This window comes from Nostoc sp., from assembly GCF_054880495.1.
Genome location: NZ_JBTYKD010000186.1, coordinates 18438 through 40274, shown reverse-complemented (window position 1 = coordinate 40274; position 21837 = coordinate 18438). Strand labels below are relative to the sequence as shown.

21 protein-coding genes and 2 pseudogenes are annotated in these 21837 nt (G+C 41.5%); 12 read left to right on the top strand and 11 right to left on the bottom strand.

Features of this window, described 5'->3' with window-relative positions:
- Positions 1-315 precede the first annotated feature (315 nt).
- Complete coding sequence (locus ACYTXL_RS18230; RefSeq protein ID WP_461925976.1) at positions 316-1500, bottom strand: acyl-CoA dehydrogenase family protein; 1185 nt, start codon at positions 1498-1500, stop codon at positions 316-318.
- 644 nt (positions 1501-2144) lie between these two features.
- On the opposite strand from ACYTXL_RS18230, the gene ACYTXL_RS18225 reads away from it, so the two are divergent.
- The gene (locus ACYTXL_RS18225) at positions 2145-3839 is read left to right on the top strand and encodes an iron uptake porin (RefSeq protein WP_461925975.1); all 1695 of its coding nucleotides are present in this window, start codon (positions 2145-2147) and stop codon (positions 3837-3839) included.
- A 113-nt stretch (positions 3840-3952) separates the two neighbouring features.
- On the opposite strand, the gene ACYTXL_RS18220 is transcribed toward ACYTXL_RS18225, so the two are convergent.
- Both ACYTXL_RS18220 and ACYTXL_RS18215 read right to left on the bottom strand, forming a co-directional pair.
- Positions 3953-4405 carry a DUF4351 domain-containing protein gene (locus ACYTXL_RS18220; protein WP_461925974.1) on the bottom strand — a complete coding sequence of 151 codons (453 nt, stop codon included), beginning with the start codon at positions 4403-4405 and terminating at the stop codon, positions 3953-3955.
- A gap of 118 nt (positions 4406-4523) precedes the next feature.
- Complete coding sequence (locus ACYTXL_RS18215; RefSeq protein WP_461925973.1) at positions 4524-5576, bottom strand: hypothetical protein; 1053 nt, start codon at positions 5574-5576, stop codon at positions 4524-4526.
- Positions 5577-5592: 16 nt separating this feature from the next.
- Here ACYTXL_RS18215 and ACYTXL_RS18210 point away from each other — a divergent pair, with 16 nt between their 5' ends.
- Complete coding sequence (locus ACYTXL_RS18210; protein ID WP_461925972.1) at positions 5593-5763, top strand: hypothetical protein; 171 nt, start codon at positions 5593-5595, stop codon at positions 5761-5763.
- A gap of 362 nt (positions 5764-6125) precedes the next feature.
- Here ACYTXL_RS18210 and ACYTXL_RS18205 read toward each other — a convergent pair whose 3' ends face one another.
- Together ACYTXL_RS18205 and sfnG are read right to left on the bottom strand one after the other, a co-directional pair.
- Complete coding sequence (locus tag ACYTXL_RS18205) at positions 6126-7331, bottom strand: SfnB family sulfur acquisition oxidoreductase (protein WP_461925971.1); 1206 nt, start codon at positions 7329-7331, stop codon at positions 6126-6128.
- 221 nt (positions 7332-7552) lie between these two features.
- Positions 7553-8647, bottom strand: a complete 1095-nt coding sequence (sfnG, locus tag ACYTXL_RS18200; RefSeq protein WP_461925970.1) for a dimethylsulfone monooxygenase SfnG — start codon at positions 8645-8647, stop codon at positions 7553-7555.
- Positions 8648-9752: 1105 nt separating this feature from the next.
- Between sfnG and ACYTXL_RS18195 the strand changes: the two genes are divergently transcribed.
- From ACYTXL_RS18195 to ACYTXL_RS18175, 5 genes are all read left to right on the top strand, one after another.
- Entirely contained in the window at positions 9753-10802 is a 1050-nt protein-coding gene (locus tag ACYTXL_RS18195; protein ID WP_461925969.1) for an LLM class flavin-dependent oxidoreductase, read from the top strand.
- Positions 10803-10825: 23 nt separating this feature from the next.
- On the top strand, positions 10826-12907 hold the full coding sequence (locus ACYTXL_RS18190; RefSeq protein ID WP_461925968.1) for a LysR family transcriptional regulator: 2082 nt from the start codon (positions 10826-10828) through the stop codon (positions 12905-12907).
- A gap of 306 nt (positions 12908-13213) precedes the next feature.
- Entirely contained in the window at positions 13214-13372 is a 159-nt protein-coding gene (locus ACYTXL_RS18185; RefSeq protein ID WP_461925967.1) for a hypothetical protein, read from the top strand.
- A 15-nt stretch (positions 13373-13387) separates the two neighbouring features.
- Positions 13388-13546: a hypothetical protein gene (locus tag ACYTXL_RS18180; RefSeq protein ID WP_461925966.1), complete on the top strand. Its 159-nt coding sequence runs from the start codon at positions 13388-13390 to the stop codon at positions 13544-13546.
- Positions 13546-14244, top strand: a complete 699-nt coding sequence (locus tag ACYTXL_RS18175; RefSeq protein WP_461925965.1) for a DUF6745 domain-containing protein — start codon at positions 13546-13548, stop codon at positions 14242-14244. Before ACYTXL_RS18180 ends, ACYTXL_RS18175 begins: the two co-directional genes overlap by 1 nt.
- A 218-nt stretch (positions 14245-14462) precedes the next feature.
- Here ACYTXL_RS18175 and ACYTXL_RS18170 read toward each other — a convergent pair whose 3' ends face one another.
- On the bottom strand, positions 14463-16310 hold the full coding sequence (locus ACYTXL_RS18170) for a vWA domain-containing protein (protein WP_461925964.1): 1848 nt from the start codon (positions 16308-16310) through the stop codon (positions 14463-14465).
- A gap of 358 nt (positions 16311-16668) precedes the next feature.
- Here ACYTXL_RS18170 and ACYTXL_RS18165 point away from each other — a divergent pair, with 358 nt between their 5' ends.
- Positions 16669-17028 carry a Rieske (2Fe-2S) protein gene (locus ACYTXL_RS18165; protein ID WP_461925963.1) on the top strand — a complete coding sequence of 120 codons (360 nt, stop codon included), beginning with the start codon at positions 16669-16671 and terminating at the stop codon, positions 17026-17028.
- Between the two features lie 161 nt (positions 17029-17189).
- Here ACYTXL_RS18165 and ACYTXL_RS18160 read toward each other — a convergent pair whose 3' ends face one another.
- The gene (locus tag ACYTXL_RS18160; RefSeq protein ID WP_461925962.1) at positions 17190-17714 is read right to left on the bottom strand and encodes an Hsp20/alpha crystallin family protein; all 525 of its coding nucleotides are present in this window, start codon (positions 17712-17714) and stop codon (positions 17190-17192) included.
- 450 nt (positions 17715-18164) lie between these two features.
- Between ACYTXL_RS18160 and ACYTXL_RS18155 the strand changes: the two are divergent.
- The 4 genes and pseudogenes from ACYTXL_RS18155 to ACYTXL_RS18140 all read left to right on the top strand — a co-directional run.
- Positions 18165-18461 (top strand): annotated as a pseudogene (locus ACYTXL_RS18155) (ISAzo13-like element transposase-related protein); the annotation flags it as partial.
- Positions 18462-18524: 63 nt separating this feature from the next.
- Positions 18525-19274, top strand: a complete 750-nt coding sequence (locus ACYTXL_RS18150; RefSeq protein ID WP_461925961.1) for a Uma2 family endonuclease — start codon at positions 18525-18527, stop codon at positions 19272-19274.
- 92 nt (positions 19275-19366) lie between these two features.
- Positions 19367-20056, top strand: a complete 690-nt coding sequence (locus tag ACYTXL_RS18145) for a hypothetical protein (RefSeq protein WP_461925960.1) — start codon at positions 19367-19369, stop codon at positions 20054-20056.
- 68 nt (positions 20057-20124) lie between these two features.
- The gene (locus tag ACYTXL_RS18140) at positions 20125-20550 is read left to right on the top strand and encodes a hypothetical protein (RefSeq protein ID WP_461925959.1); all 426 of its coding nucleotides are present in this window, start codon (positions 20125-20127) and stop codon (positions 20548-20550) included.
- Positions 20551-20761: 211 nt separating this feature from the next.
- Here ACYTXL_RS18140 and ACYTXL_RS18135 read toward each other — a convergent pair whose 3' ends face one another.
- The 4 genes and pseudogenes from ACYTXL_RS18135 to ACYTXL_RS18120 all read right to left on the bottom strand — a co-directional run bounded on the left by ACYTXL_RS18135 (position 20762) and on the right by ACYTXL_RS18120 (position 21711).
- Positions 20762-21013 carry a type II toxin-antitoxin system RelE family toxin gene (locus ACYTXL_RS18135; RefSeq protein ID WP_461925958.1) on the bottom strand — a complete coding sequence of 84 codons (252 nt, stop codon included), beginning with the start codon at positions 21011-21013 and terminating at the stop codon, positions 20762-20764.
- On the bottom strand, positions 21010-21279 hold the full coding sequence (locus ACYTXL_RS18130; protein WP_461925957.1) for a DUF6887 family protein: 270 nt from the start codon (positions 21277-21279) through the stop codon (positions 21010-21012). Before ACYTXL_RS18130 ends, ACYTXL_RS18135 begins: the two co-directional genes overlap by 4 nt.
- Positions 21276-21392 (bottom strand): annotated as a pseudogene (locus ACYTXL_RS18125) (DUF6888 family protein). Before ACYTXL_RS18125 ends, ACYTXL_RS18130 begins: the two are co-directional and overlap by 4 nt.
- Positions 21393-21438: 46 nt before the next feature.
- Positions 21439-21711 (bottom strand): hypothetical protein, encoded by a 273-nt coding sequence (locus ACYTXL_RS18120; protein ID WP_461925956.1) that lies wholly within the window; start codon positions 21709-21711, stop codon positions 21439-21441.
- Positions 21712-21837 lie beyond the last annotated feature (126 nt).

The window sequence follows — 21837 nt, the reverse complement described above, 5'->3', positions numbered from 1 at the left end:
AATCTCCTGAGTAAGATATTGGCATCGGATCTAACAATAACTCCCTTCCCAGCCTACCGCAGTTTGTGGTTCAATTACCTGAAAATTGCTGTAATCAAGCAGGTTACGAAATAGTACAAAGCCTTGACTATGCACCTCACACGGCTTGGTTACGTGCCTAATCAGGAAATATTGCGGATGCGTAGGCGTAGCCCGTCGTAGACATCGCTAAGATTCCTCACTTAGAAGCGATACCTAAAGTTGAGAATATCGAACCTCAGATGCTTATGGAAAGAGGTTTAAGACTAGGGCGTTGATTTTGTCGAAAGGGAAAAACTATGAATAAAAATCAGGTTTTGGCAATTTGTCATTTAACGCCCAGTTTCCGATGTCTTGAATTTTGTAATCGACTGGATCGTGGAGAGTGAACGTGCGGAGATTGCGCCAGTAGCGGTCAAAGCCATATTTTGCACTGCTAGCGCGTGCGCCCATCACTTCAAAGATGCGGTTGGTAATGTCTAAACCGACTCTAGTTGCTGCAACTTTGGCAGTAGCAATGCAAAGCGCACATTCCCCACGTTGTTCGGCGGTAAGTGACCATTCTTTTCCCCAAGCTGCTTGTAGTAATTCTCCTGCTTGATCAGTCAAGCTTTTCACTGCCTGAAGATCAACCCATATTTTGCCATAATGCTGGAGGATGTAAGGATCTTGGGTTGCACTCTCTACACCTGATGTCAGCCAAGGTTTTGTACTGGTTTTAGTATATGTTTTAGCAGCTTCAAATGCTCCTTGGGCAATTCCCAGGTAAATATTAGCAAGATTCAATTGAGTTAAGCAGGCGCGAATAGTGGTGAAGGGTTGATTCGGTTTGTCTCTACTACTAAGAATTTCGTCAGGATACACCAACACATTCTCAAAAGTAACACTACCACTGTCTGTTTGACGTTGCCCGATATTATCCCAATCATGATGAACAGTAACGCCTTGCCGTTGGGTGGGAATTACTACAATACTTGATTCACCAGTTTCTTGATGAGTGGCAGTGATTGGTAATATATCCGAGTCTTGAGAGCCAGAGGAAAAGCTTTTAATCCCGTTGAGACGGAAATAATTATTTTCTGCTGTCAGAGTAGTTCTTTTATCCAAAGGGTTGAGGGCATTGCACCAAAACCAATTGTTGTGAATAGTTTCTGAGTAATATCGCTGTTTCTGCTCTGTTGAACCAAAGATATGAGGAATAACTACACCTAAATGGTGATAAGAAAAGACGTGAGCAATGGAGCTATCAACTTTGGCAAACTCGCGGGTAATTTGCAGAACAGTAATCCAGCTTTGCTCCAAACCACCGTACTCTGTGGGTACAATCAGTTTCAGCAAGTTGCTTTGGCGCAAGCGATCGCGTTCATGCTTTGGTGTTCCCCCTTTTGCATCCCGTATCACAGCAGTCTCGGCAAATTCCTTTGCTAAAGACTTAGCTAGATCAAGATAATTTTGAGACTCTTTAGTTTCGATTAATTGCATCCCTTGCAATTTCTCCTGTTAACCCTATTGTGAGGAGCAACCATAAATTCAGCTGGCAAAACTTTAAATCTACAGTATTTCGATAAAATTACCGTACCAAAAATATATCATCCCACAATCTAACTAATAAGGCAAGTTCAAATGAAAAGAATTTTGCTAAAGTTATGGGTTGTTAGTACAATCTCAAAAAATAGTTAATTGAGACTCAAGCAAAAAACAACTTTTGAGAATTTCTTCTCTCATCTACTTGTTTTTTAGAACTATATATGCAATATTGTTAACTTGAATACAATAATCTACTTTAAATTGATAGATTTATAGTATTTTGTAAATAATTGGCGATAAATTCAGATTATTCTGTAAAACTGCAATGTTTTTTTACAGATAGAGCAGCTTGTGCAGGGATTTTAATTTTGTGAAAAAAAGTCTTTTCTACACTTAAATATGCAGATGAAAACGCCAGATAGTCACTGATACATCTGGTTATATCTGGATGTCTAGTGATATTAGTGAAAACTTTCGAGTGTTAAAGTAATTCAAAATTTTTCAGGGCTAGTCATAGATTTTTAACTTGACAAATCACTGAAATGTCTGATGGCTTTTCCTAAATTTTTCAAACCAAAAATGTGATGGGAGTGATAGAAATGTTCAATCGTTCATTTCATAATTTATTCATGGAGTCGATGATTTTGGGTGCTACTTTGCTAGCCAGCACATCAGCTTATGCTGAAGACAGGAATTTAGTGGTTGGGAATGGGACTCAAACAAATATATCAACTGCACTCACCAAGCGCACCCTACGTCCCAATCAAACTCCACCTTTCAAGGACAATTTTTCGGAAACAACCATTGCACAAACGCCTAAAATTCCTGCAATCAATAGTGATGCAAGTGCCCAACAGACAAACAGTATGTCTCAAGTAACATCTGTATCTCAGTTTTCTGATGTACAGCCAAGTGATTGGGCATTTGGCGCACTCCAGTCTTTAGTTGAGCGTTATGGATGCATAGCGGGCTATCCAAATAGTACTTATCGGGGAAACCGCGCCATCACTCGCTATGAATTTGCAGCAGGCTTAAATGCTTGTTTATCTCGGATAAATGAGCTAATTGCAACAGCTACATCAGACTTAGTTACCAAAGAAGACTTAACTACCCTACAAAGACTGCAAGCAGAATTTAGCGCTGAATTATCAACTCTACGGGGTCGCGTTGATAATTTAGAAGGTCGGACTGCGGAACTAGAAGCAAATCAGTTTTCAACAACAACAAAGCTAGTAGGAGAAGCCGTCTTTGCCGTCACAAATGCCTTTAGTGGCTCAGTTAATGGTAGCAACACAGTTTTTCAAGATAGAGTTCGCCTGAAATTCATAAGTAGTTTTACAGGTAAAGATGCTCTCTACGTCCGTTTGACTGGCGGTAATGCTACTACTTTGAAGCTGCCAAATGGTACAGGAGAAGGACTTCAAACCTTTAATCTCTCTCCAGCCAACAACAATGATTTTCTCGATTGGCTCGCTTATTACTTCCCGATTGGAGACAAAATAGACGCTTATGTAGGAGCAGTAAACGGAGTATTTTTTGATTTTATTCCCACTCTCAGTCCCTATTTGGATAGTGCCACAGGAGCCGGTCGCGCTCTGACAGAATTTGCTTCTTCCAGCCCTATCTATAGAATTGGTGGTGGTGCTGGTGCAGGAATCAATTACAAATTCAGTGACAAAGTAGTATTGAGCTTGGGTTATTTAGCAGGAGATCATGCCAGCCCTCAATCAGGTAGCGGTTTATTTAATGGTCAATATGGCGCGATCGCCCAACTAGCATGGAACCCCAACAATAACTCTGGCATTGGTTTAACCTATCTAAATGCCTACCAAAATCGGGGAGCGATATTTGATATTGGTAGTGGTGGAGCGATCGTTGGAACTGCACAGGCCAATACACCTTTTGATCAAGTAATTACAAACTCTTATGGAGCAGAAGCTTTTTACAAATTCAGTCCTAAGGTTGCAATCAATGGGTTCTTTGGCTACACGAACGCCAAAAATCTGGCAGGTAGTGGTAGTGCAGATATTTGGTACTATGCTCTGGGGTTGGCATTCCCAGATTTAGGTAAACAAGGTAATCTTGGTGGTATTCTTGTGGGTGCAGAACCTTATCGGGGTGGTAATCCTGCACCTGCAAATGATTTATCCTTACATATTGAAGGCTTTTACAAGTATCGGCTCACAGATAACATTGCCATCACCCCTGGCGTAATTTGGATAACGGCTCCTGGTCAAAACGATGATAATCAGGATGCGGTAATTGGCACCGTGAGAACAACCTTCACCTTTTAGATATTCAGCAAAGGTGCAAACAACAATTCAGCAGCGTCAAAATTTTGGCGTTGCGGAATTGATCTAGTCACACCGCATATATCAACTTTCAGAGGATAGCGATCGCTATAAATTTAATTCATAACTGCTTCTAACCAAGTCGGCAAATCAGCTAAACTGGTAAAATCTAACAGTGCTTCGCTCAAATCTTCGAGAACAGGTAAAGGTAAATCAAAAAGTGGCGATCGTATTTCCCCAGACAATTCTCCAAACCGCTTAGTCAACAATCGGATAATAAGGTTAGCAGCCTCTTCCCGTCGTCCTTCCTCTCGTCCTTCCTCTCGTCCTTCCTCTCGTCCTTCCTCTCGTCCTTCTTCCTTGATTTCTCGGTAAACTCTCGTTTCTTTGAGCGTTATTCCTAGCATAGACTCCACCTCAGTTCGACTTAATTTTTCAAACTTGGGTTCTTTGACAGCTACCGAATCAAAACGGTAATTTTCGGCATTTATTGGAGGATTTGTCAATAGTTCAAATAGCAAAGTGGGGGATTGTTGAAAAAGCTTGTAGAATATTGAATCTCGGCGCATGAAGTATTCTATTTAATTTATTTGTTTAACCTGCGGTACATTTAATCACATATCCCCCAACATCGCTATTATATTGTTGTGTGTAGACGCTGAAGCAAAGACAGCAACATCACAACTATTAACGCCCTTCACTATTCAAGCTTAGGGGTTGCTGTTCTTCAACTATTGGCGGCACATCCTGCCAAAGGTTCAAACCGTCGTATAATCCCGGAGCCATTAAGAATACTTGAACCCAAAGAATATTAAACCACCAGTAAAGCCCTTGGATAATATTTACTTGACCTACCAGGGATACTGTCAGCAGGTAAAACAAGACCGAAATTATTAAACTAGCAACAGATGCAACTATGCCTTTTGTAGGCTGTGATAGCTGCGTGAAAGGCCACATATTAAATTGCCACAGCAAGCCTAAACCAACTGTTGTCCAAATTCCAGCAAAGGTTGGGCCTGTCGTTGTGGTAAACAAATCCATTCCTAGCTGTTTGAGGAACAATTCTGTAATCAGAGTCAGTAATAAAACAATACCTGTATGCAGTAACCCCAAACGTGGCATTCCTAGTTCCAATTTATTCAAAGGCCAACGTTCAAAGAAACTGCCAAACACTGTCGAACAAGGAAACCAATACCAAGGGATATAAAAAGGTTGAAGTCCCCACATTTGTGGTAAGAAGGTGAGTGCAGGGGCAATAAAGAAGACGGCAAAAAAGATATTGATCAAGCCGCTTACTGGATGCCATTCGCGTACTTCCTCGGTGGTGACAATCGTGTTATCAAAGAAGAATAAACTTGCAGCAGCCGTAATAATTGCTGTTTGTCCCCACAAGCCAACAGATGTATCAGTGAGAATTGCTTTTGCAGAGATGAATTTCCAAGATTCTCCAGTAATGTAAACTAGCGCCAACAGCACTACTAAATTCACTGTTCCTCGTCCAAATCGGGTAGAGGAAAAGCGAGAGCCTGGATAGCCGTTGAGGGAAAAACCTAGATGCCACCACCAGACGAAGCATATAGTGATATAAGTCAACTTTGTTCCCACATTCAGTTGAATAATTTGACCAAAGATGAGTTCAAAAATATAGCTAATGACAGCAATTACAGCAATAAAAAGCAGTCCCTTAAATGGCTGGCTTTTCCAAATACTCCGCCTCTGGGTTGGGTTTGTAATGCTCATAGTATCAACTTCAATAATGTTGGATTTATCAGGGGCAAAGCATTCTGGTAAATATAGCGGTTCTCGCTTGAGTGACGTACAAGAAGCCCACCCCCAACCCCCTCCCCGCACGCGAGGAGGGGGCTATGATGTACCTTATGTGATTAGGAAACGCTATATTACCCCCGAAAGCTTCACCGAATTTTAGACTTCGGCGTGAGCGCTACTTCGACCCTTCTCTACGAGACCCTTCTCTACGAGACGCTGCGCGAACGGCAAGCTCAGGGCATCGCGCTACGCGTAGCTTGCTTCCCGAAGGGTACGGCAGGTGTTACCCTGAGCCCTTCGACAGGCTCAGTACAAGTCAGTCGAACGATTTTAAATTTTGGATTTAAGATTCAAAATTTAAAATGTCTGAGAGCAAGCAAATTTATTTGTGGAATAAATCCAAAATCTACAATTCTTTATTCAGAGCAACTGCATTAATGTATGGGGTCAATCGAAAATCCAAAATCGAAAATCCAAAATCGAAAATCCAAAATTGATTGACCCCAATAGAGAATGCGGCAATTACAGCCAAGGATGGCGTGGGGGGTAGACACCATTGAGGAAGTAGTTACCAACAGCGTAGTATTTCCAACGGACGGGATCATGGAGTGTGTGAGCGCGGGCATTTCGCCAGTGGCGATTGTAGTTGAATTGCTCCAATGTGGACTTAGTACCTGCTAGTTCAAACAACTTGTTGGTAGCTAGTAATGCGGCTTCGGTAGCTAAGGCTTTCGCTTCCGCAACGGCTATTGATGCTTCAACTACCTTGGGTTCTTCTAAACCTGACTCGTTGGCGATGTCGAGAAACTCACCTGCACGTCGCAACAATGCTTCAGCAGCGTGAACCTGAATTTGGACATTGCCTAAGTTATAGAGCGTCAAGGGATCTTCATACCCCTTTTCTAAATTGCTATCAACCCAAGGGCGGGTATGGTTGCGGACAAAGTGGATAGTGTCACGAACTGCGGCTTTGGCAATTCCCACGTCTACCGCGGCTTGGATGATTTGCGCGATCGCACCCATTGGTGTTGCTCTCTCAAAGGCTAAGTAGTGCGGAATGACGTGTTCTGCCTTAACTTTCACATTTTCGATAATGGTAGTGCCGCTAGCTGTAGTACGCTGTCCGAAGCTCGTCCAGTCATCAAGTAGCGTCAATCCAGGGGCATCTCTTTCGACAAATGCCACCACTGTCTTACCATCTTGACTAGCAATGACGGGAACCCAATGAGCTAGTAATGCCCCGGCGGAGTAATATTTACGTCCGTTGAGTATATAGTCAGAACCATCTGGTTCTAACTTTGTTTGGACATCAGTAACAGACTTAGTGCCAATTTCCGAGAAGGCGTTACCGAATCGCTTACCTTGTAGAACCAAATCAAAGAAGAACTTCTTCTGCTCATCTGTACCATCCAAGCGAACTGCTTCCACCATGTAGAGGTGGTTTTGGGGAATTTGACCGAGGCTAGAATCAGCTTCGGAGATGATTTTTATGACTTCTGCTAAGGTGGCACTCGATACAAAAGCCCCGCCATACTCTTTGGGGACTGTAATTCCCCACAATCCACTTTGGGAGAACTTTTCTACTTCCTCAGCAGGTAAACGCCGATTTTGGTCGCGTTCTGAGTCACCTTTGGCAAACTCAGCTGCTAGTTCGTGAGCGATCGCGATCGCTTCTTTGTCATCCTGAATGATATGGGCCTTCTGTTCAGTATCAATTACTGATGTCATAATATAACTCCTTGATTGTGATAAGTATTTAACCAGACAATGATCTAAATACATTGGCTAGTCGTAATTTATAGGGCTGATTGCAATATGCCAATACACAGATTCAATCTGGTGAGATTCTTTGAATGATCAACTTTTTGTAGGAATCCGTTTAACCATTAAACGACTTCTCAAATAAATTACACAACTACTTGCAGAAGTCGTTAACTCTCAAGAATCTGCTACACCACAACTAACTCATCAACCTTACGACGATTAGCTTCTAGTTCGCGCACAATCGGAATTACTGTCTTACCAAATGCAGGCAAATCATCCGAGTAATGTAAGAAGCCACCGAGAATTAGATCAACTCCCACTTCATAAAACTGGCGAATCTTCTCAGCAACTTGATCAGCCGTCCCAATCAAGCCGGAACGGAAGCCATCGTTATACTGCACCAAGTCTTCAAAATTGGAATTTGCCCACATTCCCTGATGCTCACGAGTAGAAGCTCCCGCCTGTTTCACTGCTTCGCCAAATCCTTTCACCGCCTCGACATCTGCTTGAGCAATAATATCGCGCAATACTTCATGAGCTTCTGCTTCCGTATCTCGCACGATGATAAAGGAATTCAGACCAAACTTAATTTTGCGTCCTTCTTGACGAGCTAATGCAGACACTTCTTCAATCTGCGATCGCACACCTTCTATAGTGTTGCCATTCATAAAATACCAATCAGAGACGCGGCCAGCCATGCGCCGCGCTGCTTTCGAGTTACCGCCTTGGAAGATTTCTGGATGCGGTTGGGTAATCGGTTTGGGCTTCACCCAACCACCATTGATGCGATAAAAGTCGCCCTTAAAGTGAAACTCCTCCTCTGTCCACATACCTTTGAGAACACGGATAAATTCTTCGGAACGACGATAGCGTTCGTCATGGTCTAACCAGGGTTCACCATAGATGGTGAATTCATCTTTAAACCAGCCGCTAACCACATTTAGTGCAAACCGACCATTTGACAGAAAATCAATGCTGGCACCGATTTTGGCAACTACTCCCGGATGCCACAATCCTGGGTGAACTGCTGCAATTAGCTTCAATTTCTTAGTGACAGGAGCTAGGGCTGACACGGTTGTAAGTGCCTCTAGCTGGTACTCAGCGCCATAGCTAGCGATAAATCTGGCTTGTGCTAGAGCATATTCAAACCCGACTTCTTCAGCTGTTTGAGCCAGTTGAGCATTGTATTCATAAGTCCAATCTGTCCGTTGGGGGATTTTGCTTACTACTAACCCTCCGCTAACGTTGGGAATCCAGTATGCGAACTTAATATCTACCATAATTGTGCGTTTGTAATTGAAACTGCTTGGTTATTTGTCTAAGTTTGCTTGTAATCCAACAAAGCCTAATTTTTCATCACTAACAAATTAGCTAAAACTTGATCGGGCAAAATCTTAGTCAAAATCGAAACCTTGAGAGCGGCTGGAAACTACTCTGAGCTTACAAGTAGACAATCTCAGGATGTGATAGTGGCAATATACCATATCTTGACCGTGCTACCGTACTTATTAATGAATCAGACTTTATCACGGCAATTTTTCCGATGTCGTGACTCGATATACTTAAATTCCATTTCCATATTCCATTTTGGAATACAGCCCAATTTTGCTGAATGAGTATTTAATTATTTTTAGGACTAGCCCTTTCAAGGTCACTGATAAAATCTCTGCTTTCCTCTCTGCGTTTTCCGTGCCTCTGCGGTTTAAAAGTTATTTATTGAACGACTCTAGGCGCAGAGAACACAGAGAAAAGAGGAATTATTATCCAAAAATTTTACCCACCTTGAAACTGACTTTTCACTCTTATCTGGAAAACCTCTCTTCTTCATCTCTCTCCTACAAGGAGAGAGATGAAGAATTTTCCCCCTTCCCGTGTCGGGAAGGGGGCTAGGCGGCTAGGGGGTTAGGTCTTTCGTGGGCTTTTCCACATGACCTGAATTGTCAGGACAAAGTATGACTACTATCGGAATCATATTTGATTTCTGAAAAAATCTCGGTAGTCTTGTACTAGCCCCTCTTAGCTAGAATGTTGCAAAAAATTGTAGGTTGGGGAGCCACTGCGTTGCGCGGGTTTCCCGCGTTGTAGCAAGTGGCGTTGGAGGCTTCGCGTAACCCAACATCCTGATAATCAGTTGGGTTGCGCTCCGCTCCACCCAACCTACGTCTAATGCACTATTTTAGCCTAGAGGGTCTACTACGTGCATTTCAAAAATCAAATACTAGTCCTATATTCCATATCGTGATAAGTAAATGCTTTTCATGTGTTATCTGAAACTATACACAGCAGAAATAAATGTGGTAGTCTGAACTCCTAAACTACGGTAAAGAGATATTAATACTGTAGTTTAATTAAAATCTCGTAAAAAAAGGCACTAGAAAAAGATTTATGCCACTTCAGTTTGGAATTTGGTCGCCGGTGTGTGGCGGATGGTTGCGGGTTGTCAACCATGAGGCTAATTTATCTACTCAAGATTTGGTAAAGCTGGCAGTTCAAGCAGATGAGTTAGGTTATCATTTCTATTACATTCCTGAACATTACTTGAATGCAGTTCATGGACCTAACTATAATGTTGCTGATGCTTGGATTACAGCAGCTTTAGCAAGTTTGAATACCAAAAATATCAAGATTGTTGCGGCTGTACAACCTGGTTTTAAACTGCCTGCTGTCGTTGCCAAGCTGAGTGCAAACATTCAAAATCAACTCAGTAACGGCAGATTTGCTCTGAGTGGCATTGCCGGTTGGTGGAAATTAGAAGTAGAAAGCTATGGAGATATCTGGCTACCCCACAGCGATCGCTACGCGCGATTAGAAGAGTACATTGATGTAATCAGAGGGCTATGGACAGTGGAAGCCTTTAATTACGTTGGCAAATATTACACGATCGCAGGTGGTATTCTCGCAGATAAGCCTACACCAACACCACCCATTTTCATTGCTGGTGAATCAGACCGGGCGATTGACCTCGCGGCTCGTCAGGGAGATTATTTATTTATCAATGCTGATGATCCAGAAAAAACAGCAGCACTGGTGCAGAAAGTGAAAAAATTGGCTAGCGATCGCTATGGGCGTCAGATTAAAGTAGCAATGAGTGCGTTTGCGATCGTTGGTGAAAATACTGCCGAAGCTGAAGCCAGATTAAAAGCGATTTATCGTTCTGCCGATCAACAGCAGATTAAGTACTTTCAAGAGCAAATCGATCCTCACGTAGTTGCCCACAACAAACTAGATATCAGTCAAACCATTGAAGCCAATCTCGGTTTATCTGCTCAACTCGTTGGCGATCGCTATACTATTATTCAACGTCTGAAAGAATACGAAGCCGTTGGCGTTGACTTAATAGTACTCAAATTTGAATCTATGTTAGAAGACACTATTCGTTTCCATAAACTAGTGATTTCCGAATACACACAGCAGAATAGCTTAATTGCCTTGTAATTAAAAATCTTGCCTTACTTAGCATGAATAAGATTAAACTCGAAGATATTAGCCTAAATCACATCAAAATTTTAAAAGCAGTAGATGACTGTGGTAGCTTCTCGAAAGCAGCACAAAAACTTGGGCATAGTCAGGCATTAATTAGCAAAAAAGTCAAGCAGATAGAGGATTATTTTGGAGTAATTCTGCTAAATCGCTCTCCTGGTTCTATATGCTTAACCAATAAAGGCAAGAAATTAATTTCTCAGACACTTAATGTAGTAGAAACTGTAGAAAATCTGCGAGAAGAATTTCAAGCAACATTTAGCGCTGAAGGTGAAGATTTGATATTAGGGGCTACTAATTTCATCTTAGAGGTCTGGCTAAAACAATATTTACAGCGATTTCAGCTTTGTTTTCCAGGTAGGAATATCAAAGATATAGCAGTTAAAAATAGCATATTTTTCTCAAATTCTCAACTTCTAGAGATGGATCTCTTGCTCAACAGTTGCTCTGGATATAAGGAAGAACACCATTGTACTAGATTAACAACTCATAAAATGCTGCTGATCTCTTTTGGGACAAGAAAATATCTCAATCAGCATAGCTTAATTAAAATCAATGATATTGATCTAGCTGAGGTTGTGCTTTTAGATGAGATTCATTCTGAACTATCTAAAAATAGATTTTTGATGAATAAATTAAGTGGTGTAAAGGTACTACATAATTATCAAGATGTCCTCAACTATACATCAGAAAATCAAAAATTAACGATTTTACCCGACTTTTGTCAAACTGATATAATATCTCAATATCAAGTCCTAACTGTTCCTATTGAAGATGTTAATGAATATGGCATTTATATTCATGTTCCTCGCTTTAGTGAGTTATTAATATCCGCAGAGAGTTTGGTGAGAAGTTTTAGACTCGATCAAAAGAACTTTGAAAGTTTGCCTAATGTAAATCTAATTTTAGGTAGCTGTTCTCCCAAAGAAGAAAATATTCTTCGGATAGGTATTCAGAGTGATTCCATCGGGCAATTTGTTGCTGGGTATGGGACTAAGTATATTTCTGACTTACAGAGAGCATCTTCATCATTGGAACAGCCTATTTTCAAAAATATTGAAATTAACCGAGATTTCGAGTTACAAATTCTACCGTTTGCCTCTGGTGAACAAATGAACCGAGAGATGAAACGGGGAGAACTAGATATTTGTATTTTAGATGATATTTCTCTCTTAAATAATGGTAGCCAATTCTTCGATGATTTAAGTTTCGGCTCTAAATTGATTGGGATTGCTTCGTATAATCTTTTAGGTCAAGATATAAATATTGTTCTGCATAAAGATTCTTGTATAAACACTGTTCATGATCTGAAAGGGAAACGAATTTCCACCTTATTTGGTTCAAATGCTCATCGGTTCATTATTACTCTTTTTGAACTCTATGATCTGGATGTCAGTAAGGATTGCAGATTAGTGAATGAAAATCCTCGTAAAGCAAGTAATAGTTTAGCAAATAAAACTATAGATGCTTACGTATGTTGTCACACTTTTGCTTCAATTTTAGAAGCTTATGCTTTTGTCAGAAAGTTGCCTCTCTCTCAGACGGGTAGTTTAAGAATTCCATCAATTAGAGGAATTGTTTGTCGTTCGCAGTTCATTAAAGAAAACCCTAAAATTATCATTGCTTATCTACATGATTTGGTAGTTGCTAACTATTGGTTTAATTCATCTCCACTCAAGGCGGCAGATTTATTAACTCAAGTGATTGATGTGAGAACAACTCAAGTAAATCAGTTTTTTAATCCTGTATTTGGTAATCGCATCGATCCGACCCTCAAACCTCAATGGTCTTGGTTACTGAAAACTTTAAATCGCAGGTTAGAAGGAAAATATGGCATTTCACTATTTGATGTAGATTTCTGGATAGATGATTATTTCTTAAGGCTTGTCTACAATTTGCTCAATTTAGATTATCACTTTCATCAGGTTTCTTTTGCAAGTGAATTTTCCAGCAGCTATTTTGTAGAGGAACAGTTTAGCCGACATATAAAAGTTCTCTATGATAAATATGATCTACCGCTACAAGATGAAGATAGCAGTCACACAGCAATATCAGTGTAATAGGACTTACGCAAAATGACACGGTGTAGGGACAATTAATGTAGCTTTAGCTGACCGCAGGGTATTGCCCTAAGAAGAAAATCACGGTTTTGGCTATTGTTTGCATAAGTCCTGTGTAAGATGATATAGGAAAGCGAATTTTTCTATATTAAGGAATAAGAATTAAATTAAGATACAATTTATCTCCCTGGCTTACCTCACCCTCAATCCCTCTCCTTATAAAGGAGAGGGAAGTTAGAGAAAGGATGAAGTTTTGCATTTTATTTAATCCACTTTCCTAACTACTACGTAGTGTATAATGAAAAGATGTTTAACGACAGCAATAACTCCCAAGCTAGTATTCTCTACAGACATGGCGACGTTTTAATTAGACGTATTGCTAGCTTACCTGTCGGTGTTCAAAGGCGTGTAGGTGCTACTCTGGCTCATGGTGAAATCACAGGACATAGCCATCGCATTCAGTAATCCAATGCTGTTCAGTTGTGGGTACATGGTAATGACCTTTTTCTTGAGGTTAAAGAAGTAAGTGCGACTTTAGTTCATGAAGAACATCGGGCGATTGAATTACCCCAAGGGCTTTACCGTGTCTGGAAACAACGTGAATATTGGCCTGATGCTTACGTGGAGGTGATGGACTAATGCTGAAGATGATGTCAAAGGGACGTGTGCCGAATAAATTAGTTAAGCAGCGTCCAAACGAAAGTCACGAGCCTGTATCGGCTGAAGTTGCTCGAAAACTGATCCTTGAGCATCGCGCCTGGAATGGGATGCGCGTTTTGGGTCATCTGGATTTAAGCGGTGCGTTGGATGTTTACAATCTACCTGAAAATCTCACCTGTGAAAGTATTGATATTAGCGACTGTGTAAACCTTATTAACCTTCCCCAAGGACTCCACATCACTTATTGGATCGAGTTGGCCGGAAGTGGGATTACCAGTTTATCTGCGGGGCATGGTTTTGTATTGCGGTGGCGAGGCGTACAGGTGACAGATAAGATTGCCTTTGAATCCCAGTCGATAACGGGGCAGGATATCCTCAATATAGAGAATGTTGAGTTGCGCCGCGTGCTGATTGAACGTCTGGGATACGAGAGATTTTTGCAGCAAGTGGGAGGATTGATCCGTGATCGCGATCGCGATGCCGGTGGAGAACGTCAACTAGTCTACATTCCTTTTGAGGATGACGAGTCACTGATGGTTTTAAAAGTTACTTGTCCATCCACAGGACATATTCATATCTTGCGTGTTCCCCCTGATATGCGAAATTGCCATCAGGCAGCCGCCTGGATTGCAGGCTTTAATAACCCAGATGATTATAACCCTGCGATCGAGGCGTAATTATAATTCCTCTTTTCTCTGTGTACTCTGCGCCTCTGCGGTTTAAAAGTGATTTATTGAACCGCAGAGGCACAGAGGAGGACACTTGCTTGGGCGGGTTTCCCACACCAGTCCGCACAAGAGGGGGAACCCCCGCAAGCGGCTGGCTTGACTTGAGCAAAGTGTCCGTAACGCAGAGAGGAAAGCAAAGATTTTATGAGTGACTTTGAAAGGGCTACTCAATTGGTAGTAGTGGGTTGCACAAATCGCTTAATTTCACCACAGGCAATATAGGACTTGCCATCAGGTGCTGTTTTGACTTCATCAACGAGGTAAAGCATTCCTTCCTCACGAACCGATCGCGGAAAACGCATGTTCCAATCTGGTTCATATCCGTCGGAAACTACCCTAGCCCGTAGCTTGCTGCCATCTTTGACACACTGAATTAAAATGCTGTCCCCTACACTGTCAGTTGTGATCAGATCGGCGGCACTGGCAGGGCCTTTGGAAGCTTTGCCTGTGTTAGTTAGATTCGATTGTCTAGGGGCAACGAAGATATCTGCTTCACCCGGTTGAGCAAAACGGGTAATATTACCACGTACACGGTAGAAAGTCCCATCGCTTGAAACTTCCAGTCCTTCAACAACATAACGCGCTCCCTCGGCACGAATCGCCCGGGGAAACTGGATGTTCTTGGTTGAATCGTAGCCTTTGGACATGACTTTGATCCGCAGTTTACCCCCTTCACGGACGCAGTACAATTCAACACCTGAACCGACTTCATTCACAATCGGTATCGCGTAGACTTCATCGCCAGCAGTGACACCGCGACCCCCCAGATCGCTGCGATTGCGCGTCATCGTCTGGTAAGACTGATCCCGCATCTCTTTACGTCCGGCATTACCTAAAGCTTTTTGGGCGATCCGACCTGCGAAATACTCAAGCTGATCGATCTCCTCAGCAATTTCAAAATTCTCATTCAACCCTTTATCCCGCAAATCTTTCACCAGCGATCGCAGGGTTTGTTCAGCTTCCTGATGCTTGCCATGTTCAGCTAGATTCAGTCCAATTTCTTTGGCCTTAGCGATCGTCAGGCGACTCAGTTCCAGAGTGATCTGGCTGGTAGAGGCAAAAGCTGCTTCCTCAACGGTGCCAACTTTGGCGATGACATCTACTGTGCCTGACACATTTTGAATGAGATGATCTTGCACAACATCGGCGCTGTAATACAGTTTCATCACAGGTAACTCACCAATTTGAGCGCTTGATATCACCAAACTCAAACCGAGAAGTTTGTCTTCGCCCTCGTAAAGCTCTCCCAAGGTGAGGACAGCTTGAGAAGCATCATTCTGGCTAAGTTTAGCAAGACTTAAGGTATCAACGAGGCTAACACCATTAGCCAACTCAAGTGTCACCTTGAGATTCTGTCCCACTACTGCTCTGAGACTGTCTAACTCAATACTAAAGACTTCCGTTGCTTCGTCGATGCTTTGAATGAAGTAGAAGTTGCCTGTGGCGGCTCTTGCCATACCAATCAGCAGGTCTTCATTGAAACCCTGAGCAAAACCTAACGTAGTTGTGATAATGCCTTCTTCAGCTTTTTGCGCCGATGTCGCCGTAAGTATCTTCGGGTCTGGAATGCCCATATTGGCGTGGCCATCGGTAAGCAGGAGAACACGATTTATTTTTTGCGGATCAAGTCGCGTCTTCACATGTTCACAGCCTTTGAGCCATCCCCCCGATAAGTTGGTAATACCGCCGGCTCTAACTTTGTGGATAGAATTTTTCAGTGCGGCTTTGTTAGTCACAGCCTGGGGTGGTACAACGCTGTCCACTTCATCGTCGTAAACAACGACTGAGAGAATGTCATCTGGCTCAAGTTGATCTACCACAGACTCAGCGGCTTTGAGTGCATGATGCAACGGAGCGCCTGCCATAGAGCCGGAACGGTCAATTACCAGAGAAAGGTTAAGGTGACGTCGGGGAGATTCAGCTATGTCAGCCCGAAAACGTAAAAGAATATTAGTCTTTAATGATGATCCTGCGGGGAGGATAGATTGGTCAAATTCGTAACTTGTCTTAATCATTTTCTATATCCCTCAAAGTTGTCTGTTATCAGCCACAAGCCCGATGATGCTGGGATAGGAAGTGCTTTGTTTAGTTTACCCAGACATAAGTTTATTCAGTGTAAAAATAGGATTATATGTCAAATTTTATATTTGTAGTATCTCACCAGCGATCGCATCGCCCATACTTCTCTACGAGACGCTGCGCGTAGCTTGCTTCCACGAAGTGGTACGGCAAGCTCAGTAACCATCGTAGACATCGCTGTTTCGAGAAAAGTTTGTGATTTATTGACTTTATGCTTCTCTACTACTGAAAGGCGATCGCACGGGTCACAATTACGGGAAACTGAAAGCAGATATATTAACAGAGGAGAACCTAATGAGCTGGACTAAAGTTCTTACAGTCGAAGCACTTTCCCCAGGTGCACGACAAGTGGTAAAAGTTGGTAAGCGTAAAATTCTGCTTTTGAATCACGAAAGTCAGCTTTATGCTGTAGATAGCAACTGTCCTCACTTAAAATTACCGCTCAAAAGTGGGAAAATCACTGAAAGCGGAGCAATAGTTTGTACCTTCCATCGCAGTGCTTTTGACCTGCGGACTGGTGAGGTACAAGAGTGGTGTTCTTGGCCACCTGGTGTAGGTAAGGTACTCTCGTTGGTTTCACAACAAAAAGCATTGCCAGTGTTTCCGATTCGTGTGGAAGAAGGCAGTATCTGGGTTGATGTCCAAGAGGAATAGCACCCTCTCACTGAATTTACCAAAATAGTGGTGAGTAAAAAAAAGCAATAAAAACCCCAGCCGATGAGTTTAGCTGGGGTTTCTATCAAAATTTACCTATTTCAAAGATATAGGAACCATTGAATCAGAAAATAGAACATCTTCTCAGAAGTTTGAACACTTTATTGTGATGTAATGTTGGGTTGTGTGTTCACATTGCCCGCTTCTATAGAAGCTGTAGCACTTTGAGATTGGCCTAAATTCACTTTGAATACCTTGCTCTGCTCTTGCTCCAGTTTGGGTAAAGTCAGAATTAAAATCCCATCTTTCAGGTCTGCCTTAACTTGTTGATTCTGAACTTTGGTTGGCAGAGCAATTACTCTAGTGAAGTTGCCATACCGGAATTCAGAATGAACTTTAGCATTAGATTGGGAATGTTTTTCGTAACGATGCTGACCAGCAATCGAAACTGCATCTTGAGTAACTTGAACATCCAGGTCTTTACCTTCCACGCCTGGAATCTCAACTCTTAATAGCAACTCGGAACCATTATCAGATAATTCAACAGCAGGAACCCACGCTGTTCTCGGTGATGGAGAAATCTCGGAGTTGCCGCGCTCGGCTGCTGTAAGCTCAGAGAATAGTTGATCCATTTGACGACGCAGAATCTCCATTTCACGGAATGGTTCCCAACGAATGAATGCCATATCTCAATCTCTCCTTAACTTTCTAATTTAAGTTGGGGTAATCAAACAAAGTTTTAGAGGTATTTAGAGGTTTCAGATATTTAAGCAATTATCGAACCTCTGGTTTTTTCGAGAGGTGTTTTGTTTCTTCTCTCTAGTAAGTAATTTAATAAAATAAAAATCTAAACAGAGTTGGGTAAACCGTACAGACATAGGTTGGATTTACCGTATCAAACAAAAAAAGCAGGACTGACGTAAACAATAGCCAAAAAGAATGATTTTCTGCGTAGGGGCAATACCTTGCGGTCAGCTAAAGCTACATGAATTGCCCAAGAGCGCATGATGTTGCGGGTTTAATGGCTGGGGAGTTGATGCCATGATCAATCTGATCGAATCAGCACGGTGTATCGGCGATCAGGGCTATTTAGTTCTAGACAGAAACCGCCCAGAACTTTAGTTCTGGGCTAATAGCTAAAGTCCGCTTATTATTCTCCTTATCATCGTAAATATAATCCTGTTGAGCATGCTTTTGATTGGCTTGAGCAACATTGGCGTGGTAGTTTACAAGGGCAGCGTTGATACTGTGCTACGGTTTGCTTTGGGAGCTGACTTTCAAGGGCAAAAATCCTGTGGTTACTTTGGCCCGTGAAGATTTATCATACAGGAGTTAAACTTACACAACAAGCGATCGCCCAAATCGAAGAGCAGATTTACCGCTTACCAACTTTGAAAAAATGGTTCGTTGAAATCTTTTATCAAAGTGACTAAAGTTGTGGATCATTTTTTAGTTGGAATACTCTAAAATGAACGTAAATCGCAGAGCGATCGCTGATGTCTGAACCTGCTACCATAGAAATTATCTCTGATGAAATTTCAGAGGAGGAAGTTATTTTTCCTCCTGGCGATATACTGAGTGACGAACCACCCTTGGAAAGTGACCTGCACCGAGAACAAATCGATTTGCTGATTCGCATACTCAAATTATGGTGGCGCGAGAGGCAAGATTTCTATGCTTCTGGTAATTTGACGATTTACTACAGTCCTAACCAGAAAAAATCAGAAAAGTTCCGTGGTCCAGACTTTTTCGTAGTTTTGGGAACCGAGAAAAAAGACCGTAAGAGTTGGGTAGTTTGGCAAGAAGACGGCAAATATCCAAATGTGATTGTGGAAATTTTGTCAAGTTCAACAGCAGCAGTTGATAAAGGCTTAAAAAAACAAGTTTATCAGGATACCTTCCGTACACCAGATTATTTCTGGTTTCACCCTGTAACAATGGAACTTCAGGGATTTCATTTAGTAGATGGGAAGTATCAAGAAATTCAACCCACCACTGATGGATATTTGTGGAGTCAGCAGTTAGAACTTTATTTGGGAGTTTATGAAGGTAAATTAAGATTCTTCACTACTGAAAATCAATTAATACTATCATCTGAAGAACTGGCGCAAGAAGAAACTTTACGCGCCCAACAGGCAGAAGAACGCGCCCAACAGGCAGAAGAACGCGCCCAACAAGCAGAACAAGAAATTGCTCGACTGCGGGAGGTTTTACGTATACAGGGCATCGACCTAGAGAATATTTAATGACATCAGTAAATTAAGTAAAGACATTTTCAAGTTAAAATTTAGTTATAAATGTGTGAAAAAAGCGTTATCTTCTGAAAGTAGGGCATCGTTTGCAAGCTAAAGAGATTAAGGAGAAGCTAAAGTCCCTTATCGAGCAAGCCTCCTCGATAGATCATAATTTAGCGAGAAGATTAGATGAAATCAATCGTTGGGTAAAGAATATTAAGCCAGGTTCCCTGACTGCAAAACCTTTTGTCGTTGCCTTTCTGCTAGAGGTGATTACGGATTCAACAATTTGGCTGATAATCAAATCCTTACCTTCAGAAGAAGAACAAAAAGCAAAGTTCGAGCAGATGACCCCGATTGAGAGATATTGGTATGCTTATCTCTTTCCTAGATGGTTTAATGCAAGTGACTCCAAGTTTTATATTTGGAAACAAAAATTAATGGCAGGCGAATTTAATCAGCTTGATGATGATATCATTAAATTAATAGCTCAAGATATTGTCAGTCGAGAGGGTAGTTTTTGGCAGCGTTATATTGCCGACCTTTCTATGGCAACAGATTTAATTGTTAGTCGTAACAATGAACCACTGTGCATTCAAGTTACCAGTGTCTCTGAAGAACTTAATCAACAAAAGTACCAAGCTTGGCAAAATACACTGCGATCGTGGGAAATCGAGAGAGGACTGTTCTTAAGTTACAATCCCAAGGATGCTGATTTTGTCAACCAGTTAGTCAACGTGGCACTGTATAACAGTGATTACCTTTCTGGTGGCAAATATTTAAAATTTTCGTAAAATTTCGGGAATTTGATATTCCAGATTTGGATTCTAGGCTAAATACTTACCTGCTAATTACAGCTTCTATGGCTAACAAAAGAGAAACTCACAGGTGCGACAATCAAGTGGATACTTTTTCTGAAGCTTTAGCAACAGCCCGACAAATGCAGCAAAGCTGGCTAACTTACGGGGTTGATTTTGTCAATTTTTATGTTGAAGATGTCGATGGAGACTGGCTGGAAACGTGGGGAAATGACGAAATATTAGATAATTCTCGATTAGATGCTATTAAAGAATTTTTGGTAAGTAATGATAGTGTAGCTGTGAAGGTAAGAAAGGATTTAGGAGAGCGATCGCTGTTTGATTTTGCTGTAAACTTAGAAGAATCTTGGAGAATTTCTGAAACCAATGACAGGTTATCTGCTGTGAGAAACTTGTTAGCTGGTCAAGGAAATAGTATTGATACAGATTTAGCAAATAGTCTGCTGGTAAAGTTGGCAGAGATTTTGTGAAATTTTTAGTTGACTTTTCACCGTATCTGGAAAACCTCTCTCTAAATCTCTCTCCTAAAAGGAGAGAGACTTTGAATTCCTTCTCTTCCTTTGCGTCCTTCTCTAGGAGACGCTGCGCGAATGCAGTTCGTTAAAAAATCGACTTTGACAAAGGAGTTAAGCCTTAACCCTAGCGTATTGGGATATAGGCGATCGCTTTTCCAGATAAGCTTTAATAATCTTTTAGATGTGCAATCTTTATCACTGTTAGTAGTAAGCGTTGATCCTGAATCTGGTAAATAATGCGGTATTCACCTAAACGAACCTTATACAGATGTTCGATGTCCTTCAATAGGTGAGCGTCTTCTGGACGTGGATTTAATGCTAGTTCGTCTAACTTTTGTGCTAGTCGTTGCTGCACCTCTGAGTCCAATTCTACAATTCTCTGTACAGATGAAGGTGCTAATGCTACTTGGTAGCTCATATCCCTAGCTCCCTTTTAATGTCTTCAAAGGGCGTTGTCCCCAGCCCTGCAATTTCCTCTAGTGCAGTATAAGCATCTCTGACATCAGCTTCATCTAACCTTGCTTCAATTAGCTCATGCATCTGCTCTGTTGAGCTAATTTCAATCCCTGGTTCTTCTCTAAGTTTATCCGTTAATGCATAAAAAGCTTCTTGTTCGTCTCGATGTTCTAACACATAAGCTCTTAACTCTTGTTTAGTCATCGCTTGAAAATTTGCCTTAGTCATAAATATCTCACTCTCCCATTTGGCAATATTTCTACTTCAAAGTTTTGTCCAGCCAGAATGTAAATGCGTGTAGTTCATTCATCTAATCTCACCAAATAAATTGGTAGGTACATCTGAGTTAAATCCTGACACACCTTGAATAATTCAATTGCTTGTTCATTAGTTGGTTTCATTGAGCATCATTAGCAAATTAAATACCACTAAAAAATCCTGACTAAAAGCTTGAGATTGATACATATTATCCCCTTTAGAGCCTTGTTCCTTCCACTCTTGCACTTGACTGCTCCATTGAATCGGCAATATCTCCCAACGTTTACGGATTCGAGCGATCGCTGGTTCTCTTGTTGACTCATTTGCTCCCTTCACTTCTGCCAGCAGGTAGCTAATTAACCTCAGCCGTGCCTCATTTGAGAGGTCTTTCGTTTGATTCATCAGTTCTTGTAGGTGTTCTTGACTCGTTTAGCTTCTGGTTCAACTCACTTTTTGGGTAATTTAACAAAATTTCTGGGCTAACACACCCTACTTAATAATGGAGAATTTAGTTTTTGGTCTTCCTCT